Origin of the sequence: Cecembia rubra, from assembly GCF_003014575.1 — a bacterium.
Lineage (GTDB): Bacteria > Bacteroidota > Bacteroidia > Cytophagales > Cyclobacteriaceae > Cecembia_A > Cecembia_A rubra.
Window position 1 is genome coordinate 147,790 of sequence record NZ_PYGF01000007.1, and the last position, 25,734, is coordinate 173,523.

Below are 25,734 nucleotides of genomic sequence, written 5' to 3' on the forward strand. Positions count from 1 at the left end.
ATGAAAAAGCTTTCATTAATGCAAAACCCTCTTTTTTCAAGTAATCCACAACGCTATAACATTATTATTTTATTTAATTAAATAAAACTATAGAAGTTATTATGCTGTGGATTTGTTGATAAATATCCGATAAATAATGGTTCACACAGTTATCCCATTTTAATTTCTGACTATTCACTTTTTGTTCACAGTGCTTATGTATTGTAAAGTGTTGTAAATGAGATTTTTTTTGTTTCTAGTTTAAAATTTGTTCACAGTTAACAAAAAGTTATTTGTCTATAACTTAGCGGTGAATTGAATGTGCATAGTTGTGGAGTATTATAGACTTATCCTTTCTGTACTCTGAACAATTGCTAATTTTGATGTATGTCTGGGCATAAGTCTATTTTTATGCCCAAGTTATTGACCCTTTTCCACAAAATTTATCTTACTTATCTACAGATAAATTTTCTGTTTTATTATTTTCTGTGGCTTCTTTTTTATCAGAATTGGCTTTGATATTTATGCCTTGTTCTTTACGGGGATCTATTTCCAGTTCTAATGCCCAGCCTCCTCTTACAATTACATCTTTGCTGTTTTCAGCATTAGGATTCTCTGCATAGTAAACTGGCTCTGGATATAACCATTGCTTTAAATTTGATGTATCCCAACGTCTGTTTTTGTTTCTATCTATTATTGCCCTTATATAATAGGTTCCAGGCTCAATATTTTCAAATGAAGCCTCATTTTTATCAATTAGGTACCTTTCAGCAATAACTTCTTCCTTCTTGTCTGTTATCTGTACTATAATTGGAAATTCACTGCTATTTACTTTTACTTTGACTTCATCAGATAAAGTTTCTTTTTTTAATCTTTTGAACGTTGATTCCATTTTGTCTTCATTGAACTGTGATTCTATATCTATAAAAGTAGAATCTCCAGCATATACAATGAATGATTCGCTTTTGATGCTGTCGGGTAAAACCCAATTTAATGTCAATGATGTCCTGTCTGTACTGTCTTTAAAAAAGACCCAGTTCTTCTCAACTTTTATTATACTGGATGTATCATATTTGATGAGTAAAGAATCATAAATAATGCTTTGAATGGGTTTATTGAACTTAAAATTTGTTCTTAAAACATTGACAAAGTTTTTTTTGCCTTCTGTTTTTACCTCTAATGCTTCTTTTTTTCTATCGCTTTCTAAAAATTTTGCATAGAGGGTTGTATCTAAAACAAAGCCTACGGAATCTTTTAATTGTAATCTGACAGATGTACTGTCATTGAGAAGATGGGTATGGTATAGTCTTAATGTTTTATCATTTTGTCTGTAAAAAAGTGTTTTGTTGATATCATCGCTTTCAATGGATATTTCCAATGGATATTTACTCAGTATTATATCGAAGTTTGATCCTATTGTAGTCGTTCTATTGACCTTGAAATCTGACAAATCTGCTTTTGATAAGTAAAACTGTGCCCCTTCAATATTTTGGTTGATGTTTATGGTATCAGTTAAAAATGCGTATGCTTCTTGTTTTTCTTCTGCCTTCAGAGAGTTATTGGCATCATGCCATGCATACGCCAGATACTTTCCTTCTTTGATATTGGTCAATTTGAAGTTTCCAAGTGAATCAGCTGGTCCAATATAATATGGTGGAGCGGATAGGACATCTGTCGTATCGTTTACCTCATATAAGCCTACATAGACGTCTTTCATTAAAGTTTCTCTTTGCATAAAAAGATGCTCTACCTTGCCAGAAAAAGTGAGGCTGTCTATGTCCGGACCTGTTGAAAATACCAATCGTAAATTTTCTGGGGCATTTCCCTCTGTTATGTCTTTGATGGTTTTTTGGAAGTTGAATACATATGTTGTACTGTCCTCCAATTCCTGATTCAATTTGATTATAACCCTGTTTCTATTGGTGCTGACCTCCATTTCTTGTTTGTTGATCCTTGGGGTTACAATGATCTGCTTATTTGGATTTTCAACCTTGATGTATTCATTGAATTCTAATTCTATTATGCTTGGTTTTATATTGATTGACTCGTTTTCCGGAGTCATCAAAACTAATTTAGGTGGTTCTTCGTCTTTGGGTCCACCCATTGGTGTACTTTGTTTTGCGCAAGAATACAATGTAATAGTTAAAATAACTGATAATATTATGGGTAAATATTTCATGATTTCTTTAAAATGAACAATAAACTAGAATAATTATTGTTGTTTTCTTTTGCCCACTTATTTGATTGGAGACCATTTTTAAATCCTTTTATCAACTGGCTCAAAAAGGATTGTTGAGGTCTTACATACTTTTCTGAAAGCAAAGAAACATAATAGCTGTCAAATTTCATGGGGAGTATTTTTTCAATCCTTAGATTAAATTCCTTTGCCAGGTAATCTATACTATTTTGATTGAAATGGTATAAATGCCTTGGAACATCCCAGCCTGCCCAATATTCTCCATAAAGTAATGCATCTGAAGAATTATGATTTGGGACGGCTATTATTAGGCATCCATTTTCATCGAGGAGATGTATTAATTTTTTGATTGTTTTCCTCAGTTGATGGACATGTTCGAGTACATGAAACATACTGATGCAGGTATATAACTGATCACTGTTAAGTTTATCAATATCCGGGTATACTTTTAGGCCTTTGTTTTTTGCAATTTTCCTAGCAGTTTTATTCGGTTCTATTCCTGTGACTGTCCATCCGTTATTTTTGGCCGCATTTAAAAAATAGCCAGTTCCACATCCAATATCTAAAAGGTTACCTTTTTGTTCGCTGTATTTGTTTAGCCACTTGACCTTTTGCCTGATGGTGTATAGCCTGACAGATTTATAAATTAAACCGGTCAGGTTATTGGTTTTGTCCTGATGTGAAATGTAGTCATTTGATTCGTAGTAAGACTGGATATGGTTTTGGTCTGGTCTTGGGTTTGTAAAAATCAGTTCACAATTGCTGCACTGGCAAAGCCTGAATTTTTCTTTGCTGATGGAGTGATCTGTGATATCTGTTAGATTAAGAAAAAGCCCACTTTTACAAAGTGGGCATTTGGTCAATCTTTCTTTATGCTGCATTATCTCCCTAAATAGACGGTTAATATGGATAAGTCTGCGGGTGATACTCCGCTGATTCTTGAAGCTTGTCCTAGAGTTTCTGGTCTTATTTTATGAAGTTTTTGTTTTCCTTCTGATGAAAGAGCAGGTATGGCAAGGTAATCGAAATGCACTGGAATTTGGAAATTCTCCATACTGTTTAATTTCTCTACCATTTGTTGTTCTTTTTCTATATAGCTTTTGTATTTGATCTGTACTTCTGCCTGTTCCAGTACTTCCTTGGAATATTTGGATAAGTAAGCTTTGAGTTCTTCATCCAGTGCCATGATTTCCTTTAATCCCAATTGAGGTCTTTTCAGTAATTTCTCTACACTTATTTTTTCCTTTACCGTAGCAGTTTCGAATTCATCCAGTCCTTCATTGATGATATCAGGGGAAAGTCTCTTTTGTTTGAGATCATTGATTAGCTTAGCAGTATTAGATTTTTTATCAAGCATCTTTTCCAATCTTGTATCATCTGCCAGACCTATTTTATGGCCTAATTGGGTCAATCTCAAGTCTGCATTATCCTGCCTTAGTAACAACCTAAATTCTGCTCTTGAGGTGAACATCCTGTATGGTTCTTCAGTACCCTTGTTGATCAGGTCATCTATCAATACACCTATGTAGGCATCTGATCTTTTGAGTATGAATGGATCTTCTTCTTTTACTTTTAACGCTGCATTGATACCTGCAATTAAACCTTGGGAAGCAGCTTCTTCATAGCCAGTAGTACCATTGATTTGTCCGGCAAAGTAAAGGTTTTCTACCAAATGCGTTTCCAAAGTCAATTTCAATTGGGTAGGTGGAAAGAAATCGTATTCAATGGCATATCCAGGTCTGAACATTTTGGCATTTTCAAAACCTGGTATTTTCCTCATGGCCTTGTATTGTACATCTTCTGGTAGTGAAGTAGAAAAGCCATTTACGTAGATTTCAACCGTATTCCAACCTTCAGGTTCTACGAATATCTGATGTCTTTCTCTTTCTGCAAAACGGTTGATTTTATCTTCAATAGAAGGACAATACCTTGGTCCAAGTCCCTGAATTCTTCCATTGAACATGGGAGAGCGATCAAATCCCGTCTCTAAAGTTTCATGGACTTCCTTATTGGTATAAGTTATCCAGCAGTTTCTCTGTTCTGTTAATGGTCTTGTTTCATCGGAATAGGAGAATTTCTCTGGTACTTCGTCACCTTCCTGAATTTCCATTTTGGTATAATCCAGAGATCTGCCATCTACCCTTGGAGGTGTGCCTGTTTTCATCCTACCGGCTTCAAAACCCAATGAAACGAGTTGTTCTGTGATCCCTTTGGCGGCTGACTCTCCTGTTCTTCCTCCTCCAAATTGTTTTTCGCCTATGTGTATAATACCGTTTAGGAATGTGCCGTTGGTTAAAACCACACTTTTTCCTTGGATTTCTAAACCTATTCCGGTTTTCACCCCCACTACCCTGTTGTCTTTAACAACAATTCCATTGACCATTTCCTGCCAAAAATCCACATTGGGTGTTTGTTCCAATGCCAATCTCCATTCCTCTGCAAAACGCATTCTATCATTCTGTGATCTTGGAGACCACATTGCTGGACCCTTGGACCTGTTCAGCATTCTGAATTGTATCATGGATTTGTCTGATATGATACCTGATAATCCTCCAAGTGCATCGATTTCTCTAACTATTTGACCTTTTGCCACACCACCCATGGCTGGGTTGCAGGACATCTGAGCAATGGTATTCATATTCATGGTACAAAGCAGAACTTTTGCTCCCATTTTTGCTGCCGCATGTGCAGCTTCGCAGCCTGCATGCCCAGCCCCTACCACAATGACGTCATATTCTGGAAACATATATTTTCCTGTTTATAGTAGTGTTTCACGTGGAACACTGCTTGGCTTGATTAATTTTTGTTTAGGTACTTTTTAATGTTCCACGTGGAACATTAAGAATAATACGCCAATATGGACTGATCCTCCATTAGACGCATGATTTTTTTATCCTCTTCTTTTTTATCCTTATATCCCATTAGATGCAGGAGTCCATGACTCATTACTCTGAGCAGTTCCTTATCAAATGGAATATTTTCTTTTTCTGCATTTTCCCTTACCCTTTCTATGCTGATGAAAATATCTCCTTCAATTATCTTTCCATTTTCTGAATTATCAAAGGTGATGATATCTGTATAGGTCTTATGGTTGAGGTATTCTACATTTATCTGGTAGAGGTATTCATCTGAACAGAATACATAATTTAAATCTCCTATTTTCAGAGATTGCTTTAAAGCAATATTTCTCAACCAGTTTTTATGTTTTGTTTTATCCTTCAGGTTGAACTTTATGCCTTCTTCAAAAAAAGATATGGCCATATCAGAGGTAAAATGTTAAAATGACTATTCTTCCATCATCATCAAACTTAACCTCATCTGTAAGGTGCCGCATGATAAAAATCCCTCTTCCACCGGATTTCTCCAAATTCTCCGGAGCTGTAGGATCTGCCAAGTGCTCATAATCAAAACCACTTCCTTCATCTTTGATGACAAATTGTACCTGATTGTCATCCAGGTGCAATTCTAAATCCACGATTTTATTTCCATCCAACTTGTTTCCGTGTACAATTGCATTGGTTACACATTCTGTTACAGAAATCATGATATTTCCATAGATATCATCATTGATTGCGTACTTTTCTCTGGCATTGTCAATGAAACTTTCTATGATTTTAATGTTTTCTATCAGAGAAGGTATAGAAATTTTAATAGATTTCATCAAAATTTTATGGATATTTTGTTATTTAATTTTCCTTTTTATGGTCTATTTCTATCATGATCGGACAATGATCTGAATGGTGGACATCCGGATAAATGACCGAATTCTTAATCTTCTCCTTCATCGGTGAGGTGCTCATATGATAATCAATCCGCCATCCCAGATTTTTAGCCCTTGACCCCGCCCTGTAACTCCACCAAGTGTACTGATGGGCCTGCTGATTGAAAAGCCTGAAACTGTCATCAAACCCTGAAGCTGTGAACTTGTCCATCCAAGCCCTTTCTTCCGGTAGAAATCCTGAAGAATTTTTGTTTGCTACTGGATTATGGATATCTATCGGTTTATGACAAATGTTGTAATCCCCACTTAGAATCAGATTTGGAAATTCTTTGATCAAATCCTGGCTGAATCCATATACGTCATCCAGAAATTGATATTTGAAATCCTGTCTCACATCACCTGTAGTCCCTGAGGGAAAATATGCCGAAATGAAAGAAAAGTCTCCATAATCAGCACGAATGATCCTCCCTTCATCATCATATACCTGTAAACCCATACCGTATGCCACATGTTTGGGTTTTTCTTTGCTCAAAATCGCCACTCCGCTGTATCCTTTTTTTACTGCAGGATACCAGAAAACCTGATAACCCAAATCTTCAAAAATGGATTTATCAATCTGATTTTCCAAAGCTTTTACTTCTTGCAACCCAATAATATCTGGATCTACATCTCTCAACCATTCCGCAAATCCCTTATTCATTGCAGCCCTAATACCATTGACATTATAGGATACGATTTTCATCTGTTTTTGATGCTTTTCTTTTCTTTTTAATTCGTTTATTTGATTTCTATATCAAATTCTTTTTCGAAATATTCCAAAACCTGGATTTTTAATAGTTTTTCCTGCTCCAGGATATCAAAATGAGGCAATTTTTTTACGAGTTTCCAATGGGGCCATCCATCCTGATCGATAAAATCCAGTTTGTAAAAACCCGCATAACTTAGCACTTTGCAGATGGCAATGTGCATTAGGTCCTGCTTTTGCTCCTTGGAAAAATTCTTATTGCCCTGACCCAATTCCTGAACACCTATCAGAAATAGGACCCCATTAAGGTCATTTGGTTTTTTTCCTATCAGTTCCTCTATCCCCAGAAGTAATTTGCTCCAGCGCTTTTCCAGGTCAAGATCTTTTTTAAACATCTTTATTTCCTTCTTTTTCGAGTAAATCCCAATATTCTACAGCTCTTCTCAAATGGGGAATCACAATGGATCCACCTATGATAGTGGCTATGGAAAATACCTCAAATACCTCTTCCCTGTTCATTCCTGCCTCATATGACTTTCCCAAATGGTATTTGATACAATCATCACATCTTAAAACCATAGAACAGGCAAGACCGATCATTTCCTTGGTTTTTACATCAATAGCACCCTCCGCATAGGTATTGGTGTCCAAATTAAAAAACCTCTTAATGACCTTATTGTCGGAAGCCATGATCTTTTCGTTCATTTGGCTTCGGTAAGTATTGAATTCTTCTATTAAATTCATTAATTTTTAAGATCTTAATTTAACCTGCAAATATAGCAGGTATTTTCCTGTCATTCAGTTCTAACAAGCCTTTTTGAAAATGCGTTTCAGGATTTTTGAAGATTTTTTGTCACTGGTTTTTCCAAAAACCTGCTGCCTTTGCAAAAGAAGCCTCTTTGACTTCGAAAATGTACTCTGCAGATGGTGTGCTGCCAATCTTCCAATTGCCAATTATCACCTTAGACCTCAAAATAATGATTTATCTGTAAAAATCATGGGATTGACCAAAACCAATCTGGTTTTTGCATTTTTGAGGTTTACCAAAAAAGGCGAAAGCCAAAAACTTCTGCACTTTCTGAAATACCGCAATAAACCCGAAATAGGCGTGGAATTGGGGAAAATTTATGGCAATCTGCTCAAAAATCATGGCTTCATTTCTGCCTGGGACCAAATTACCCCAGTGCCACTTCATCCTGTCAAACAGAAAAGAAGGGGTTATAACCAAAGTGAACAATTTGCCATCGGACTGGCTGAAGCATTGGAAATTCCTGTCCGAAATGACCTGGAAAGGATTCATTTTACCGAAACCCAAACAAGGAAAAGCAGGTTGCAACGGTTGGACAATGTGGCGGAAGTTTTCCAGATTAAAAACAAAAATTTGGTCCATGGGAAAAGAGTGTTGTTGGTCGATGATGTGATGACCACAGGTGCTACACTTTCCACTTGTGCCAATGTCTTATGGGAGGCTCAGGCAAAGACAGTGGATTTGGCAGTCTTGGCAGCAGGTAAAAATTAAAAGTTTTGTAAACGATTATTTTGTTTACAAATAAAAAATGACCCATATTCCCCTAGAATCGACGATTTTATTTGGAACTTTTCTGAGTGAAAAGAATTGATTATCTTTTACTTGCTTTAGAAAATCCCCATACTATGAACCATTCAAGAAGAGAATTCCTGAAGAAATCTACTTTGATTTCTGCCGGTTTGGCCACAGCCCCACTCGCTGTAAAAAGTCTGAATGTTGACCTGGTTCAGAATGCCCTGCCTTATTGGAGAGGATTCAATCTCTTGGACTTTTTTTCACCTGAGATGGAAAAAGGCAGAAAGAATCCTCCTGAATTTTTGACCTGGATGGCAGATTGGGGATTTAATTTCGTACGGATACCGATTTCTTATCCCTCCTACTTGAATTTTGACAGATCTAAGCCCATACTGGCCTCTGATGTTATGAACTTTGATGAAGGGAAAATAGAGCAAATTGATCAGCTGGTAAATTTGGCGCATAAAAATGGTCTTCACGTCAGTCTAAATTTGCACCGGGCGCCAGGCTTTTGTATCAATGCAGGATTTATTGAGCCATATAACCTTTGGAAGGATCAAGAAGCATTGGATGCATTTTGTGCCCATTGGGAAATGTGGTCCAAAAGGTATAAAAATATAAATTCTGATAAACTCAGCTTTGACTTGGTCAATGAACCTTTTATGCGGGAAGATCCCAATGATCAGCATTCTCCGGGCGGTCCGGTACCAGTGGAAGATTATTACCGGGTGGCCAAAGCGGCTTTAAATACCATTAAATCCATCAGTCCTGAGCGATTGGTGATCGCAAATGGTAATGGAGGAGGCGGAATTGCAGTCCCTGAATTGGCAGATCTTGATTTGGGGCAGAGTTGTAGGGGTTACCATCCTATGAGCATTTCCCATCACAAAGCCTCTTGGGTATACAAAGAACCAGATTTGCTTCCAGATCCAATTTGGCCAGGAGAATTCAATGGTCGATATCATGGAAGGGAAATGATTGAACAATATTATGCACCTTGGGTTGAATTGCTTCAAAAAGGGGTGGGTGTGCATTGTGGGGAATGTGGGGCTTACAATAAAACACCCCATGCAGTTTTCCTACGTTGGTTTGAAGATGTATTGGATTTTCTAAATGAAAAACGGATTGGTTTCGGAATTTGGGAATTTTCCGGGGCTTTCGGAATACTGAACTCAGGAAGGACTGATGTTGACTATGAAGATTGGTATGGCCAAAAACTGGACAGGAAATACCTGAACCTGCTCATGAAGTATGCCTAAAACCTTACCAGCTTCCGCCGGCACCCCCACCTCCAAAAGATCCGCCACCAAAACCTCCGAAACCACCACCACTAAAACCTCCTCCTCCAAATCCACCAAAGGAGCCTTTTCCTGATCGGAAATCCCCATATTTACCCTTACTGCTTCCTTTGAGCATATTGGCCAGCATGATTGTGGTCCAAAGGTCAATTCCTCCTCCTTTTCCACCCATATGGTTGTCATTGTCTTTCCTGTTTTTGAGTAGGGGAAGAATTACAAATAGAAATATAAATAGCAGGAAAAAAACCAGTGCACCCCCATGTTCTCCTGAAGAAGATACTTTATCTGCCTTATATTCTCCTGAGGCCAATTTGAAAATCATGTCCGTGGATTTGTCCAGACCCTCATAATATTGACCCATTTTAAAATTGGGTACAATTAATTGGTTTACAATTCTTTTGGCGAGAATATCTGGTAATACCCCCTCCATACCATATCCTGTGGCAATAAAAACCTTCCTGTCCTCCATGGCGGCCAGTATAAGTACGCCGTTGTCCCTGTCTTTTTGGCCTATGCCCCATTTGTCTCCTAGCTGAAATGCATAGTCACTTATGTCATAGGGTCCAAGAGATCTTATCAACACAACGGTCACTTGGGAAGAAGTGGAGTCGTTGTAGGCAACCAACTTTCTTTCCAGTCTCTCTCTTTCATTGGCAGTAAGGGTATTGGAAAAATCATTGACCAATCTGGGAGGATTGGGCACTGGTGGAAAATCCCCCTGTGCCCAAAGACTCATGGTTATTAGGAAGCTGATAAGTAATGGAAGCAGGAATTTATTGTTCATGAAGGATTATCCAAAGGAGATTTCGTCAGGCAATTCATTGATGTCTCCATTTTCATCAAATGGAAAATGGGTTTTGAGCTGTTGTCCGCAAAGTGATATGCCTCTGCAAAGTCCCTCAGTAAAAGCTTGAACTTTGAAGTGCTGCAACATTTCTTCTTTGATTTGCTCCCAAAAATTTTCAGGAACAAGCCTATTGATACCATAATCTCCTAAAATAGCAAATTTGTGGTCTTCTACAGCCAAATAGAACAATACGGCATTTCTTTCCTGGGTTTTATGCATCTTAAGCATTTCGAAAACTTCCGCGGCCCTGTCCATTATATCTTCACCGCAATGGCTTTCGATATGGACCTGGATTTCCCCGGAAGTTTCCTTTTCGGCCAATTGTATCGCTTCTATTATTTTTTTTCTGTCAGTTTCGGAAAATAATCGTTCTGCCATGCCGTTTAGAATTGGACGCTTGGTGCATTTTCTGCCCCCTGTGCTGCTTCAAAGTATCCTTTTCTTTCAAATCCGTACCATCCCGCAAAGATGTTGTTTGGAAAAGTTCTTAAGGTAGAATTGTAAGTCTGAACCGACTGGTTGAAGTTTCTCCTTGCTACTGCGATGCGGTTTTCTGTTCCTTCAAGTTGTGCTTGAAGTTCAAGGAAGTTTTGATTGGCCTTCAGATCCGGATACCTTTCCACAGCTACCAATAACCTGCTCAGGGCACCGCTCAATTGATCCTGGGCCTGCTGGAATTGGGCAATTTTCTCAGGACTAAGTTCTTCCACACTCAGATTGATGGAAGTAGCCTTTGCCCTGGCCTCAATCACTCCTGTTAGGGTTTCCTGCTCAAAATCTGCATAGCCTTTTACAGTATTCACCAGGTTTGGGATCAGATCTGCCCTTCTCTGGTACTGTGTTTCTACCTCTGCCCAGTTACCATTGATTGTCTCTTCATTCTGGACAAACATGTTGTACACGCCTACAGCTTTTACATAAATGAAAAGGCCTATCAAGGCAATTACCAAAATGGGAATAAGTGCTTTTTTCATATCCAGGTTGTGTTCGATTAGTTATTGCAAAATTAAATGGTTTCAAATTTTTACGTAGGATTTCCATTTAGGATATCGCCTACATTTTCCAATGGTGAAATCAGGTTTCTCAAATAAATTTTGAATGTAGTGCCTTCTCCAACGGTACTTTCGACTTTCAGGTTACCATCATGTGCCCTTATTTGTTCGCGCACAAGATATAGACCTAGTCCTTTACCCTCTACATGTGAATGGAACCTTTGGTACAAACCAAAAAGTCTGTCTCCATACCGCTCAAGGTCAATTCCAATTCCGTTGTCCTTGAAAGTCAGTACAATAAAATTGTCTTCTTCCTCTGTACTGATATGTATAATAGGTCTTCTATCTGGATGTTTGTACTTGATTGCATTGGTAGTCAGGTTGATAAGGAAATTTTCCAAATGCGAATAAATGTAGTTGATCTCCGGAACTTTGGAGAATTCCTTGTGAATAATGGCTCGAGAATCCGCAATTTGCTTCGAAAGACTCTTCTCTACATTTGCTGTAAGTAGTTTGAAATTGATTTTTTCTACTTTTGGAATTTTGTTCTTTTTGATCGAAACTACTTCAATCAAATCTTCTAAAGTACTGTTTAATATAGAAGTTGAAACCTTTAGATTATCTATAACCTCTTTGTTTTCAGGGTTTTCAGGTTTAAATACGTCATATAACTCCAATAGGGAAGAAATATTTACAATAGGCGCCCTGAGGTTATGTGAAGTGATGTAAGCAAATCTTTGTAATTCTTCATTTTGGGATTTTAGGTCCCGGATCAACTGTTCCCTCTCTTCCTCTGCCAGTTTGGTTTCTGTAATGTTTTGGGTTACCAATAAGATTCTGTCTATTTCTCCTTGATCATTGAACAAAGGGACCCCGCTTTTAAGATAAAACTGCTTATCGGTAATCACCTCAAACATCACGGATTCCCCTTGAAACACTTTATCAAGATGTTTCCGTACCTCATTAGAAATATAACTTCCATATTTGGAAAGATGAGGGCTTCCTATCAGTTCTTTAGGGTTAATTCCCTTATCATGAAACTCTTTGCCTTCGGCATATACATATTTTAAATTTTTGTCCAATACTTCAACGGTACCTTTCGGAAAATTTTCCGCGATACTTCGGAAAAGCTGCTCGGAAGCAATCAGTCTTTTTTCATAATTGATCCTACCCATTTCTGCGCCTATCCTATCAGCAAGGACTTTCAGTAAACTGGACATATTGGTATTGTAGGGTCTGTCATTTTCATCCATTAAAACCAAAATACCCAATTTTGTACCATCCAAATCCGTAATGGGAACTCCAATGTAGCAGGAGATTTCTTTATCTTGAAGTGCAATATCTTTTGGATATAGGGTTTTTGCTCCAGATAGGATTATATGGGGCTCATCTTTATGAATGCAATCCAGACAAGGGCTGTTTTTTAATTCATAGATAAAAGGGTTCCCTTTTTTTCCTTTCTTATGGTATGAAATTACTTTTCCCTTGCCCAGTTCAAGATCCATTTCAGCAATAAAACAATAAGACATTTGCAGCTTAGTGGCCAAAAGTTCAGTTAATTCATCAAAAAATTCGAGACCGCTTAGTCTGGAAGTTTTTTCTGTCAATTGGGAAATAATGCTTTGTAAAAATTCCTGTTCACTGATATCCTCCAAAATCGCCTGAAAAGTTTTTCCACCATCCAGGGTTTTGGCGGTCATCCTCAAATGGAAAAGTTTGTTGTTGAAATGGCTCACATACGGGCCTTCATAATATCCTTCACCTTTGATCAAACTATCCTTATAGGCATTTCTTATAGGATTCAAACCTATGAAATCGAATAAATTTTTTCCGACCAAGAGACTTTTATCCTGGAGATCAATTTTTTCTAAAAAGCTCCTGTTTACCTCGAGTATGACACCATTGTGATCATACTGAAAAATCGGTAAGGGGTTTTCTTCAAACAAGGTCTTGTACCATTTCAGATTTAGAGATGATTCAAGTTCTTTGTTTTTGGTGTAAGTAAAATCAATAAAAAATCCTGCCCATATGGATTCATTCTGGTATTGCTTTAAGCGATTGGACGCACCATAAACCCATTTTTCTTTCCCGCTAGGAGTGGTTAGCCTAAAATAGGATTCAAATTTTTTATCCTGTAAATAGGCCTCCCTGTCCGCAGCATCCAAGAAATCCTTGTCCTCAGGATGAATGAGCGCAGCTAAGGACTTTTCATCTTTAATCACTTCTTCTGGTTCCAATTCCGTAAGTGCCCTGCACCCTTCGCTGACAAATAGGAACTGATGGCTGTGATCAGGAAAAGCCTTCATCAGGTACACCATACCTGGTACCACTCCGGTAAGTTGCTCTAAAACAGATTTTTTGGCCAATAAATCTTTTTCAATCTCCTTGAGTGCGGTCACATCTGAAATTACACCCAACCAAACCTTTCCCTGTTCCTCAATTTTTGAAATCTCCTCTTCAACAAAAATGTAATAATCATTTTTGTGAAGAATACGGTAAGTGAATTTCCCTAATTTTTCAAAATGGCTCCTATAAATATGCAGGTCTTCAGGGTGGATCAGATTTTCCCACTTTTCATGGGCCTTTTCTTTAAAAAATGATGGAAGATGACCGGTAATTTTTTCTAATGCCCCCCAAATTTCCAGTTTGTCTTCTTCCCTGTAGTACTCATAGTAAATTAAATCCTCTGGCTTTTCTAAAACTTCAGAATCGATTTCAACTTCTGAAGACACATTTAAGACTTCTATCAGAAAATAACTGCCATTGAGTGACTGCTTAGTAAGGTATAAATGCTTAGGGAAAATGGGCATTACCTCAGAACCAGCTTTTTGAAAGAACTGCTCAAGCAATTCCGGCTTAATGAAATCAAATTTTTTAGATAAGTAGTCCAATAATTCCTGACTGTTATGCAATTCCTTTTCAGGGCTAATTCCAGAATAAATCACTCCATTCTGCTCATTGACTAGCCAGGAAAACCGGATATTGTTTTTCCAATCTACCGGGGATAACAACGCATTGATCAAGTAGGAACTATCTTCTTGGGAAATCACATATCCTTCAATCTGTACCAATTTAAAAGTCTTGTCCTTTAAAACTATCGGGCAGATAATTTTGTCACCAGTTCCAAGTGCCTGAAACAAGTATTCAAATAATTCCGTAGGAAGTGTAGGAAGGATAGTGTTGAAAAAAGATTGCTCATAGAATTTATCTCCTCTTCCAAGAATATTTCTAATTTCGGATGAAATGTACAAAAGTTCAAAATTGCCATCTTGATACTTTTTGACCGTGAGCAGGATGTTTTGAAAATATTGATTTGAATTTCGGGACATATAAGAACTGCATCCTGATTAAAAACTGAATTAGAATTGAATAAGCCTTAATTCTACATTCCAAATATAGTGAATACTTAGAAAATCTGTGATTAAAAAATTTACCTAGTTTCTATGGGATGTCAAAGGATATCAAATCTGTCTTTTCAGTTTAAAATTAGTCTCAATCACCTCAAAATCATCAGGATTATTGCTCCTGTATCTTTTCATTTTCAAGTTGATATTCCGGTCTTCCTCTGACCTGAACAGTTTGATCAGATCGGATAACTCCCAAAAATCCGATGGTATTTTGTTGATTTCCAAGAATTCATCTTCTTTTTGGATGCCTGCTTTTTCAGCAGGAGAATTTTTTCTCAAATTACCAACGACAAATACTTTGTTTTCTGTGGGCAACATTTTGGGAGTAATTCCGCTCATATCAAATTCAAAAGGCTTTGAAAATGTCGACCCTTTTTTGAAAAATAACCTGTTTCTACGGTAATCCATGACGATTTTGGTTCTGCTAAGTAACTCGGAGCCTATGCTTCCCTGCCTCCCGCTTTCTTTGATTACATAACTGAACTCTGTTTCCTCCGGAAAAGAAGTAATGATATCGTTGAATTTCTGACCACCAAACTTTAAGGATTTTACTCTGCCCACGTATCCAAAGAGTTCTCCTCCTAAAGACCTTCCCAGATCACTTTCAATATATTTGGGTGGAAGTTTAATCTTATCAGAGGTTTCCATATTGAGCAGCAATCCATGATTGGCTCCTAAGTCAATCAGTAATTTTGCATCCAGTTCTTCTCCCAGCAATTGTTTAACTTTTCCAGTGATATAAGGTTTGCTGTTTTCGATTTTCATATTTGCTTTCCGGTAGCCAAATGGACGCCATTTCATTCCATCTGTTTCGTAGAAAGTAAGGATACTTTTGTCATAATCTACCTTAACGGGATTGTACTTGAAAAACTCATACCCAATTACCCCAAATACAGGTACACCTATGACCATTTCGAGTTCAAAAAAATCATCATCCAAAACCAATACTGTCTGCATTACCCCTTCCAGTAAACCCAGATCAAGGTAATTATTGGGAGACACATTGGCAGTAAGCACTGTACTTCCATCTGCGCCAACCAAATCCAGTTTACGGGTATAATTCATATTCAATTGGTCACCGATAGTCTTGCTGAAAAGGATATTGGTTTTAACTCCCGTATCTACCAAAAAATTTACCGATGGACCATTATTGATAGAGACAGGAAGAATAATGAGATTGTTGGAGGCATAAAAAGGGACTTCCAATTTTTTCTTGGGTTCCTTCATATAAAAACCCGGAACTTGTCCTTGCGCTACCAAGCACAACAGTAAAGAGAAGATAAATCCAGCTAACAATGACTTTGACACCATGAATGAAAGCTTTTTGAAGTTTGATTAGGGAATATAACAATAAAATCGATGAAACATATTCCTAATACTACATGAAGCCCTGACTTGTTGGCAAAATTTAAAAATAATTATCCTCTAAGCTTTATTTATCAGGAAAAGGGTCAAGCAAAATCATATTTTTTGAAAAAATCTAAAAATCCTGCATATTTAATTTTTGATTCCAACAATTATGGCAGAAAAATCAGTTGTAGAAAAAGCGAAAAAGATTTTTGAGAATTTCCTTGCCAGGCAGGGAAGCAGGAAAACTCCTGAGCGATTTTCTGTAATAGATGAACTCTATGCCCTGCCACAAGATGAGCATATAGATGTGGAGGGCCTGTTTTTGTTGATGAGAAACAAAGGTTATTCCATAAGCAGGGCAACCATTTACAATACCCTGGATTTGTTGGTAGAATGCGGTCTGGCAGTCAAGCATCAGTTCAAAGATAAGGTGGCATTGTATGAACAAGCCTTAACTTATAAACACCATGACCATCATGTTTGTAACCAATGCAGAAAAATCAGGGAATTTTCTGATGAACGAATAAATCTTATCAAGGAAGCCATGGGTAGAGAATTTCAATCTTCAATTACCAGCCATTCCTTGGTATTGTATGGAGATTGTAAGATTCCTGATTGCGAGAATTTAAGGATTATTTGATCCTGAAGATTTTTTTATATATGGGTTTTCTGTACAGGAACTGAAGATAAAGCACAGGGTACAAAAGAAGGGTCGTAATCCCAAAATGTCCTTCATATTCAATTTCATCTCTGATGAGGCTCTGCTTACCTTTCCGGATAATACGGTGCTTGTGTTTCCATTTTTTCAGGAAAAATGGCAATTCAATTCCTTCGTCGACAAAGTAAAACTCATTTCCGTTCGTTTGCTCAGCTGTAATTTCTGAAACCCATTTTTGTCTTGTAAATAAAAAATTCAATTCCAGAATAACCAGATCCCCCTTTGATGAACCATCAAAACGGAGCAACTTCACCGGTGGAAAAGGTGGACTGAGCTTAAGGAACAGGTTTTCATTGAACCCTTCTTTAACAGAAAGGTAATCTTGTTGGACCTGGGTGGAAATATTAATTTTCATTTGAATGAATTAACCCTGGAAGGTTCAGAATGTTAGAACGAAAATTAAAAAAAGCAAAAGCCATATAAGGTCCATAAAATGCCAATAAGTAGTGAAAAGTGAAATTCTCATTCTTTCATAGGGATTGGTCAACAGAATAAGATGCTGAATATCATCTTTTTCAGTGCGGCTATATCTGATCAACAAGATCAGTCCAAATACCATAGCTCCGATCAAATGGAAAATATGGATTCCGCTAAGGACATAAAGAAAACTTCCACTTGGAAGTCCCCGAAAATCAATGCCCATCATACCTAGCTCCCTCCAACCCCAGAATTGAAGCAGGGTAAACAGGATACCCAGTAAAAAGGTACTTAATAGACTGTTTTTAAGCTTGTTCAAAGATTCTTCTTTGAAATGTAGCAACATTTTGGAAACGGTATACCCGCTTATCAATATGACTAAAGTACTGATGATAAAAGATTTGGGCATTTTGAATCCTATTCCTTCAAGATTTCCTGTCTCAGTAGCTAAGAAAGCAACTGTCAAAAACAGAAAAATCAGTCCACTCCCAAACATTCCCAAGTACATAAGGGTTTGGTAGGGGTGCATTCTTTCGATTTTTTGAAACCAGGTTGTTTTGGTTTTTTCCATTTGGCAAAAATCCTTTAATCTGTAAACATATTAGAATGGACTAGGTTCAGGATTTTACTGACAATTTCATCATTTCTCAAAAAACAAGGAAACAAAATCATTTTCCTAAATTTACAGCCTGAAAAATTCATCTATCAACCGTTTTGGAAAAATCCGATTTCTTATCCCTCTATATCAACGACCCCTTTGTCAAGAACATAACGGAAAATCTGCAGCTTGTTGGCCAAAAGAAATTTCAGATCAAGGGCCTTTCTGGAAGTTTGGACATGATCATGTTCAGCGCAGTAGTCAAAGCTTTAGGTGGTTATCATTTGATAATCGCGCATGACAAAGAGGAGGCGGCTTACCTGAGCAATGACCTTCAGGAGCTGTTTAATGGACATGAAGTTTTGCTTTTCCCTTCTTCTTACAAAAGACCTTATCAGTATGATGAGGTGGAAAACGCCAATATCCTGATGAGGGCAGAAATCCTCAACAGGATCCTAGCAAAGGAAAAAGACCAAGAGATTGTAGTGAGCTATGCCGAGGCGCTTTACGAAAAAGTAATCAACAAGAGAGCCCTGAAGGACAATACCTTCAAAGCCAAAGTTGGAGAAAAAGTGGACCTTGAATTCATCGCCGAACTCCTTTCAACTTATGATTTTGAAAGAACTGATTTTGTCTTTGAACCAGGCCAATTTTCTATTCGGGGAGGGATTGTGGATATCTTTTCTTATGCCAATGACCTACCTTTCCGTTTGGAGCTCTTTGGAAAAGAAATAGAAAGTATAAGGACCTTTGATCCGGAAAGTCAGCTATCTGTAGAAAGCATCGACCATATCAGTATTATCCCCAACGTTCAGACCAAACTGCTTCAGGAAGTGAGGCAGTCATTTCTTGAATTTTTGCCAGAGGGCACCTTTATCTGGTTCAAAGATTATCATTATACATTGGACAGTCTGGACGAGAGTTTTCAAAAGGCAGAAAAGCAATTTTATCAGATTGTCAGAACCACTGAAAATGAAAAACTTCTGATCAAACCAAAGGATCTGTTTGATGATTCAGAAACTTTCTTGGGCATTATTGCCAATTATCCACAAATAGAGTTTGGGCATAAATTTTATTTCAAAAATGCAAAATCATTCCAATTTGAATCTCAGCCCCAGCCATCCTTCAACAAGAATTTTGAACTCTTGGTACAAAACCTGGTGGATAATGAGAAAAAAGGCTGGATGAATGTCATATGTTCTGAAAGTGACAAACAGATCAACAGACTGGAAAATATTTTTCAAGAACTCGATCCAACCCTTAAAGTGCAATCCATGCTTATCGGATTGAGGGAGGGTTTTGTGGATAAAAACCTGGAATTAGCCTGTTACACGGACCATCAGATTTTTGAGAGGTTTCACCGGTACAAAACCAAGCAAAAAGCAAGTAAAAGCAAAGCCCTGACCCTTAGGGAACTCAAGACACTTAACCCAGGGGATTTTGTGGTACATTTGGATTATGGGGTGGGCCGCTTTGCCGGACTTGAAAAAGTCGATGTAGCAGGAAATATGCAGGAAGCTGTTCGCTTGGTTTTCAGGGATGATGACCTACTTTATGTGAATATCCATGCCCTGCACAAAATTTCCAAATATTCCGGTCAGGAGGGTTCGGCCCCTGTGATGTCCAAATTGGGTTCACCGGAATGGGAAAACAAAAAGAAAAAGGTTAAAAGCAAAGTCAAGGATATTGCCAAGGAGCTTATTTCTCTCTATGCCAAGAGAAGAACTGCTCCTGGATTTGGATTTTCCCCTGACTCGGTTTTGCAGGTAGAATTGGAAAGTTCCTTTGTATTTGAAGATACACCGGATCAGGCATCAGCTACTGCGGAAGTCAAAAATGACATGGAAAAACCCTATCCTATGGACCGGTTGGTCTGTGGGGATGTGGGCTTTGGTAAAACAGAAGTTGCCATCCGGGCTGCATTCAAGGCCTTGAATGACAGAAAGCAGGTGGCGGTTTTAGTTCCTACCACCATTTTGGCTCTACAGCATTATCAGACTTTTATGGAAAGGCTAAAGGATTTTCCGGTAAAAGTGGATTACATCAACCGCTTCCGTACAAGCAAAGAAATCAAAGAAATCACCAAACAGGTAAGTACCGGTGAAATAGACATCCTTGTTGGAACCCATAGGATTGTGAATAAAGATGTAAAATTCAGGGATTTGGGTCTCTTGATCATCGATGAGGAGCAAAAATTTGGGGTGAAGGTCAAAGATCAACTCAAAGAACTCAAGGTAAATGTGGATGTGCTTACATTGACAGCTACTCCGATTCCCAGGACCCTTCATTTTTCCCTCATGGGAGCAAGGGATCTGTCTGTAATTGCTACTCCGCCACCAAACAGGCAACCGGTAACTACAGAAATACACACATTCAATGAGGAAATCATCCGGGATGCCATTGCTTTTGAGCTGCGCCGGGGCGGACAGGTGTTTTTTGTGCATAACCGGGTAGGAGAAATCGACTCCATTGCCAACTTGATCATGAGGTTGGTACCTGATGCCCGTGTGGCAGGCGCCCATGGACAAATGGACGGCAAAAAGCTCGAAAAGATCATGGTCAAGTTCATCGAAGGGGAATATGATGTGTTGGTTTCTACCAACATCATAGAATCCGGCCTCGATATTCCCAATGCCAACACCATAATCATCAACCGGGCACATATGTTTGGTTTAAGTGATCTGCATCAGATGCGGGGAAGGGTCGGCCGCAGTAATAAAAAGGCTTTTTGCTATTTGTTGACTACTCCTACTTCGGGATTGACTGCTGAGGCAAGAAAAAGATTACAGACCTTGGAGGAATTTTCGGATTTGGGAGATGGATTCAAAGTGGCCATGCGGGATTTGGACATCAGAGGTGCAGGCAACCTGTTGGGTGCAGAGCAGAGTGGCTTCATCACAGATCTGGGCTTTGATATGTACCATAAAATTCTGGATGAAGCAGTTCAGGAACTTAAGGAAAATGAATTTGCTGATTTGTTTGAGGTGGATCTTAAGGAAAAAGTTCAGGTATTGGTACAGGATTGCGTGATAGAAACGGACTTTGAATTATTGATACCTGAAAAATACGTTTCAAATATTTCTGAACGCCTCAATCTATACTCCAAATTGGACAATATCAAGATAGAAGAGGAGCTCCAACAATTTGCAAATTCGATTCAGGATAGGTTTGGTCCGGTGCCTGAAGTGGTCAATGACCTTTTCGAAACGGTGAGGTTACGATGGCTTGCAGAGCAACTTGGATTTGAAAAACTTTCCCTGAAGAGTGAATTCATGAAGTGTTATTTTGTGCCATCTACCAAAGAAAGTTATTATAAGTCAGATACTTTTGGAAAGATTCTTCGTTATATACAAACCCAGCCAAAATTCTGCAAAATCAAGGAGGTAAAGGGTAGACTGATCTTGAACATTTCAGGAGTGAAAAGCATTCAAACTGCTAAAAAATGGCTTCAGGACATTAAAAATTCATAGAAATTTAAAAAAAATTAATGTCGTGATAATTGCTTTTCCTGAAGACATATTTGTATTATTCTGGCTAAATCTGCAAAAAAGCCCTTTTTGTACGAATGGCCCAAAAAAAATTTTATTGGAAAAGAGATATGAATACATATATATTAGCGTTCTAAACGTGCACAAAAAAAGTATTGTTCAATGGTTTTTGGAAAAGGAAAATTAGGATTGATCGCAGCTATTTTGCTGATTGTTGGCGGAGCCATCCTTTCATCCTGTAACAAACAGACCGGTTACGGTAGGAGAACTGCGGCTAAGCCGGGTAAAGTGAGTCCTACAACCGGGGCAGCTTTTAGTTTTAACGACAAGGATACCACCAGTTTTAGGGTAACCAGAGTGGCCAAGCAGATTATTGGGCCTAACCTGAAATATATCCAAGGTGGTAGAGCCGTTTTGGGTTCCCAAGAGCAAGACGTTATGGCTTTTAGAGACAATGTAGAAAGAACAGTTACACTTGCTTCTTTCTACATGGATGAAACTGAAATCTCCAATAACGACTACAGGGAGTTTATTTTTAACATGAGGAAGAAAGTGAGCGCCGACTCCATTCTGAAGTTGGAACCATCCGAAAAAGTTTGGGCAGGTTCACTTTCCTACAATGATGTGTATGATACTTATTACTACAGGTTCCCAGGATTTAATTTTTATCCTGTCGTAGGCGTTACTTGGTCTCAGGCTACTGCTTATGCCAAATGGAGAACTGAGTATGTAAGTGATCTCATGCGTGAGAAAAACAAAATCGATTCAGCGCTCAACAAAAATCAGCTGATCGAGAGAGGTGTTTCTCTTCCTGAATACCGTCTGCCTTCAGAAGCAGAATGGGAATATGCTGCCAAAGCCATGATCGGTACCCAGTATATGGATGAGAACCAAGAATCTGGCAGGATTTATCCTTGGGATGGAAGGGGTGTCAGAAATCCTTACAATATCAAGAGAAAAGGCAGACAAGGTGACTTCTTGGCCAACTTCAAGAGAGGTAGAGGTGACTATGCTGGTATTGCAGGATCTGTGTCCAACGACGGCGACATCATCCCTGCCAACGTGTATGACTATCCACCAAATGACTTCGGATTGTACAATATGGCCGGAAATGTCAACGAATGGGTAAATGACGTCTACAGGCCATTGTCTTTTCAGGATTTTGATGATCTTAATCCTCTTAGGAAAGACGGTATTTTTGATGAATCAGAAACCTATTCCACCACGATGATAACGGATGAATTCCGTGTGTACAAAGGAGGATCTTGGAGAGACGTGACCTATTGGTTGGCTCCAGGTACAAGGAGATTCATGCACCAAGATTCTGCTACTAACCACATTGGTTTCAGATGTGCGATGATCGCTATCGGTCAGCAAGGTAAATAATCACCCAATTATAGAAATATTACAAGGGGCCTGGAATGGCCCTTTTTTTTTTTGGTGTATTTTGATAAAAATTCCTTGATTTCCTAAGGAAGGACAAAGGTTTTTCCAATTACCCACAACAATTTTTTAATGAAAACTTAAAAAAACCATTCATGCTTTAAGGGTTTCGGTTGGTTTAAATGGCTTCCGGGATCAATTTGTTTTTGGGATAGCCTCTTGCTTGAATCAGCCTTTTGGCCTGATTTCTTAACGCTCAGTCCTGAAGCCCGCCTTCTTTATTAACAGACCACTGAGCAGTTTTTTAGACCAAATAGCTAAAAATTGGGTTCACTTTTTTAAATAACCCTTAAATTACCATGAAACTAAATTACTATTACCTTATGATGAGAAAGTCATATTCCATATCCATTCTGGCTTGTGTGTTTTCTTTGTTGGTCTATATTCCAGCAAAGGCGCAGGAAGCTCTGGGCTACCAAACACCACCAAAAGCAATTGCAGATTTGGTCAATGCAGCCCCTACCCCACTGGTAAGCTTCAGCCGCTCAGGTGATTTTATGCTCGTACTGGAAAGGTCCGGCAATCCTTCCATTGAAGACTTGGCCCAGCCTGAACTGAGAATCGGTGGTATCCGAATCAATCCTTCAAGCAATGGTCCCAGCCGTACGGGTTCTTTTGAAAATGTTAAACTTAAAAACACCCGCAATGGACAAGAACAAGAATTCAAAGGTTTGCCTTCCAATCCAAGATTAGGAAGTTTTTCACTTTCCCGTGATGAAAAGTTCGTAGCCTTTACCAATACAAGTAATACAGGTATCAGCCTCTGGGTAGTTGACTTATCCACATTGGAAGCTAAGAAACTTACGGATAATATAGTCAATGGGGTTTATGGATCAAACATTACGTGGACGCCGGATAACCAAATTCTTTTCACCGCAATCAATCCCAAAAGAGGAGAAATGCCAAAGGCACCTCTTGCTCCAAAGGGACCCACTGTGCAGGAGACTTCGGGAAATGCTGCTCCTTCCAGGACTTATCAGGACCTTCTGACCAACCCTCATGATGAAGCACTATTGGAATATTTCATGGATTCCCAATTGATGCTTGTCAACCTGCAGGGTAATGTAAAACCAATAGGTAAATCAGGCTTGATCAAATCTATGGACCTTTCTCCAGATGGGCAGTACATAACCGTAGAGTTAGTTCAAAAGCCTTTTTCTTATCTGGTTCCTGCCTCAAGGTTTCCTTATGATGTAGAAATTTGGGATATCAATGGCAACCTTATCAAAACGCTTGCCCAGATTCCATTGGATGAAGTAAGACCAACTGGTTTTGATGCTACAGTGACAGGACCACGCTCCATCAATTGGAGGGCAGACAAGCCTGCCACCTTGTATTGGGTAGAGGCTCAGGATGGCGGAGATCCAAGAGTTAAAATAGAAGAAAGAGAAATCATTTACACTTTGGATGCCCCATTTACTGCACAGCCAAGCAAATTAGCCGGTATAGGTTACAGATTCAGAGGAATATATTGGTCTGATGATAATTTTGCATTATTGAATGAAGGGTGGTTTGCTTCCCGTCAACAAAAAGTGACCCGCTTCAATCCTTCAAGACCAACCGAAAAAGGCACTGTTATCATTGAGCGCTCTTCAGATGACATCTACAATGATCCGGGATCCCCGGTTTTCACTACAAATGCCTATGGAAGATCTGTACTTTTGAGAAAAGGGGATGAAGTCTTCATGACCTCAGAAGGGGGCAGCCCGGAAGGAAGCATGCCATATCTTTCTGCTTTTAACACCAAATCCAAAACAGAAAGAATCCTTTGGAGATCGCAGGCTCCTTATTATGAACGAGTGGCCAAAGTCTTGAATGCGGATGCAACAGAATTTGTCACCATAAAAGAAAGTACTGATATCCAGCCAAACTATTGGTTGGTCAATACACGTAGACGCATTGCTCCTATTCAGATTACCCAATTTGCCCATCCCTATGAATCCATCAAGGGTATCAAAAAGGAATTGGTGAAATACAAGAGAAATGATGGCCTTGACCTATCTGCAATTCTGTATACTCCTGAAGGTTATGACCCGTCAAAAGATGGTAGGTTGCCTGTCTTAATGTGGGCCTATCCAAGAGAATACAAATCCGCAGCAGTGGCCGCTCAGGTTAGGGGCTCGAAATATACCTTTACCAGGTTGAGTTGGGGATCTCCTATCTATTGGGTGACACAGGGCTATGCCATTATGGATCAGACTGAAATGCCTATAGTTGGTGAAGGAGATGAAGAACCCAATGATTCTTTTGTGGTGCAGCTGGTAGCCAATGCAGAAGCAGCGATAGACTACATTGTGGAGGCTGGTATCGGTGACAGAAACAGAATGGCCGTTGGAGGACATTCTTATGGGGCCTTTATGACGGCTAATTTGCTGTCCCACTCCAATTTGTTTGCAGCAGGTATCGCAAGAAGCGGTGCTTACAACAGGACTTTGACTCCGTTTGGGTTTCAGTACGAACAGAGAACTTACTGGGAAGCGCCTGAAGTATACAATACCATGTCTCCATTTATGAATGCCCATAAGGTGAAAACACCTATCCTTTTGATCCATGGAGAAGCAGACAACAATTCCGGAACTTTCCCTATTCAATCTGAGCGCTATTATAATGCCTTGAAGGGTCATGGGGCTACAACCCGCTTGGTATTCCTGCCTCATGAAAGCCATGGATATGCTGCCAAGGAATCAATCCTGCATACTTTGTATGAACAGCATGAGTGGTTGGAAAAGTGGGTGAAGAATAGACAATGAGAGGCGAGAGATTAGAAACAAGACGATAGACACAAGATGCAAGACTCAAGACCTTTGGATTCGTATCTGCAAATCCGAAGGTCTTTTTACTTCCTTTTATTCTTTTCGACAGTGATAAAAGTTATCCACATTTTTTTTGCTAAAGTCTTGGCTTTCTTCCCGTTGTGGACTTTGCGTGAAATATTACTCTTTGGTTCACGCAGCGGATGCCACGAACACGCAACGAACGCAACTTATCCAC

General features: G+C 38.8%; 21 protein-coding genes. 6 read left to right on the top strand and 15 right to left on the bottom strand.

Annotated features, from left to right (window positions below; genetic code table 11):
- Window positions 1-427 precede the first annotated feature (427 nt).
- From CLV48_RS13405 to CLV48_RS13440, 8 genes are all read right to left on the bottom strand, one after another.
- A complete protein-coding gene (locus tag CLV48_RS13405; protein ID WP_245889557.1) occupies window positions 428-2,083 on the bottom strand; it encodes an Ig-like domain-containing domain in 1,656 nt (551 codons plus the stop codon).
- Between the two features lie 71 nt (window positions 2,084-2,154).
- Window positions 2,155-3,057, bottom strand: coding sequence for a class I SAM-dependent methyltransferase (locus tag CLV48_RS13410; protein WP_106567802.1), 903 nt, complete (start codon window positions 3,055-3,057; stop codon window positions 2,155-2,157).
- Complete coding sequence (gene mnmG / locus CLV48_RS13415) at window positions 3,057-4,922, bottom strand: tRNA uridine-5-carboxymethylaminomethyl(34) synthesis enzyme MnmG (protein ID WP_106567803.1); 1,866 nt, start codon at window positions 4,920-4,922, stop codon at window positions 3,057-3,059. The genes CLV48_RS13410 and mnmG overlap by 1 nt, the downstream gene beginning before the upstream one ends.
- A gap of 92 nt (window positions 4,923-5,014) precedes the next feature.
- Window positions 5,015-5,437 (bottom strand): rRNA maturation RNase YbeY, encoded by a 423-nt coding sequence (gene ybeY / locus CLV48_RS13420; RefSeq protein WP_106567804.1) that lies wholly within the window; start codon window positions 5,435-5,437, stop codon window positions 5,015-5,017.
- Window position 5,438: 1 nt separating this feature from the next.
- Window positions 5,439-5,837 carry an ATP-binding protein gene (locus CLV48_RS13425; protein WP_106567805.1) on the bottom strand — a complete coding sequence of 133 codons (399 nt, stop codon included), beginning with the start codon at window positions 5,835-5,837 and terminating at the stop codon, window positions 5,439-5,441.
- Between the two features lie 25 nt (window positions 5,838-5,862).
- Complete coding sequence (locus CLV48_RS13430) at window positions 5,863-6,639, bottom strand: exodeoxyribonuclease III (protein ID WP_106567806.1); 777 nt, start codon at window positions 6,637-6,639, stop codon at window positions 5,863-5,865.
- Window positions 6,640-6,674: 35 nt separating this feature from the next.
- Window positions 6,675-7,037, bottom strand: coding sequence for a hypothetical protein (locus tag CLV48_RS13435; RefSeq protein WP_106567807.1), 363 nt, complete (start codon window positions 7,035-7,037; stop codon window positions 6,675-6,677).
- Window positions 7,030-7,386: a carboxymuconolactone decarboxylase family protein gene (locus tag CLV48_RS13440; RefSeq protein WP_106567808.1), complete on the bottom strand. Its 357-nt coding sequence runs from the start codon at window positions 7,384-7,386 to the stop codon at window positions 7,030-7,032. Before CLV48_RS13440 ends, CLV48_RS13435 begins: the two co-directional genes overlap by 8 nt.
- A 79-nt stretch (window positions 7,387-7,465) precedes the next feature.
- On the opposite strand from CLV48_RS13440, the gene CLV48_RS13445 reads away from it, so the two are divergent.
- Window positions 7,466-8,161, top strand: coding sequence for a ComF family protein (locus tag CLV48_RS13445; protein WP_106567809.1), 696 nt, complete (start codon window positions 7,466-7,468; stop codon window positions 8,159-8,161).
- 134 nt (window positions 8,162-8,295) lie between these two features.
- A complete protein-coding gene (locus CLV48_RS13450; RefSeq protein WP_106567902.1) occupies window positions 8,296-9,444 on the top strand; it encodes a glycoside hydrolase family 5 protein in 1,149 nt (382 codons plus the stop codon).
- A gap of 4 nt (window positions 9,445-9,448) precedes the next feature.
- Here the strand turns inward: CLV48_RS13450 and CLV48_RS13455 are convergent, their stop codons facing one another.
- From CLV48_RS13455 to CLV48_RS13475, 5 genes are all read right to left on the bottom strand, one after another.
- A complete protein-coding gene (locus tag CLV48_RS13455) occupies window positions 9,449-10,267 on the bottom strand; it encodes a TPM domain-containing protein (RefSeq protein WP_106567810.1) in 819 nt (272 codons plus the stop codon).
- Window positions 10,268-10,273: 6 nt separating this feature from the next.
- A complete protein-coding gene (locus tag CLV48_RS13460) occupies window positions 10,274-10,708 on the bottom strand; it encodes a TPM domain-containing protein (RefSeq protein WP_106567811.1) in 435 nt (144 codons plus the stop codon).
- Window positions 10,709-10,713: 5 nt separating this feature from the next.
- Entirely contained in the window at window positions 10,714-11,304 is a 591-nt protein-coding gene (locus CLV48_RS13465) for a LemA family protein (RefSeq protein WP_106567812.1), read from the bottom strand.
- Window positions 11,305-11,354: 50 nt separating this feature from the next.
- A complete protein-coding gene (locus CLV48_RS13470) occupies window positions 11,355-14,651 on the bottom strand; it encodes a PAS domain-containing protein (RefSeq protein WP_106567813.1) in 3,297 nt (1,098 codons plus the stop codon).
- 132 nt (window positions 14,652-14,783) lie between these two features.
- A complete protein-coding gene (locus CLV48_RS13475) occupies window positions 14,784-16,040 on the bottom strand; it encodes an aspartyl protease family protein (protein ID WP_106567814.1) in 1,257 nt (418 codons plus the stop codon).
- A gap of 208 nt (window positions 16,041-16,248) precedes the next feature.
- Here CLV48_RS13475 and CLV48_RS13480 point away from each other — a divergent pair, with 208 nt between their 5' ends.
- The gene (locus tag CLV48_RS13480) at window positions 16,249-16,719 is read left to right on the top strand and encodes a Fur family transcriptional regulator (protein WP_106567815.1); all 471 of its coding nucleotides are present in this window, start codon (window positions 16,249-16,251) and stop codon (window positions 16,717-16,719) included.
- Here the strand turns inward: CLV48_RS13480 and CLV48_RS13485 are convergent.
- Entirely contained in the window at window positions 16,712-17,152 is a 441-nt protein-coding gene (locus CLV48_RS13485; RefSeq protein ID WP_106567816.1) for an SRPBCC family protein, read from the bottom strand. The two genes, CLV48_RS13480 and CLV48_RS13485, sit on opposite strands and share 8 nt — an antisense overlap.
- Before the next feature lie 24 nt (window positions 17,153-17,176).
- On the bottom strand, window positions 17,177-17,785 hold the full coding sequence (locus CLV48_RS13490) for a cytochrome c oxidase subunit 3 (RefSeq protein ID WP_106567817.1): 609 nt from the start codon (window positions 17,783-17,785) through the stop codon (window positions 17,177-17,179).
- Window positions 17,786-17,928: 143 nt separating this feature from the next.
- Here CLV48_RS13490 and mfd point away from each other — a divergent pair, with 143 nt between their 5' ends.
- The 3 genes from mfd to CLV48_RS13505 all read left to right on the top strand — a co-directional run bounded on the left by mfd (window position 17,929) and on the right by CLV48_RS13505 (window position 25,493).
- Window positions 17,929-21,282: a transcription-repair coupling factor gene (gene mfd, locus CLV48_RS13495; RefSeq protein ID WP_106567818.1), complete on the top strand. Its 3,354-nt coding sequence runs from the start codon at window positions 17,929-17,931 to the stop codon at window positions 21,280-21,282.
- Between the two features lie 180 nt (window positions 21,283-21,462).
- Complete coding sequence (gene gldJ, locus CLV48_RS13500) at window positions 21,463-22,686, top strand: gliding motility lipoprotein GldJ (RefSeq protein WP_106567819.1); 1,224 nt, start codon at window positions 21,463-21,465, stop codon at window positions 22,684-22,686.
- Between the two features lie 356 nt (window positions 22,687-23,042).
- Window positions 23,043-25,493 carry a S9 family peptidase gene (locus CLV48_RS13505; protein WP_245889558.1) on the top strand — a complete coding sequence of 817 codons (2,451 nt, stop codon included), beginning with the start codon at window positions 23,043-23,045 and terminating at the stop codon, window positions 25,491-25,493.
- Window positions 25,494-25,734 lie beyond the last annotated feature (241 nt).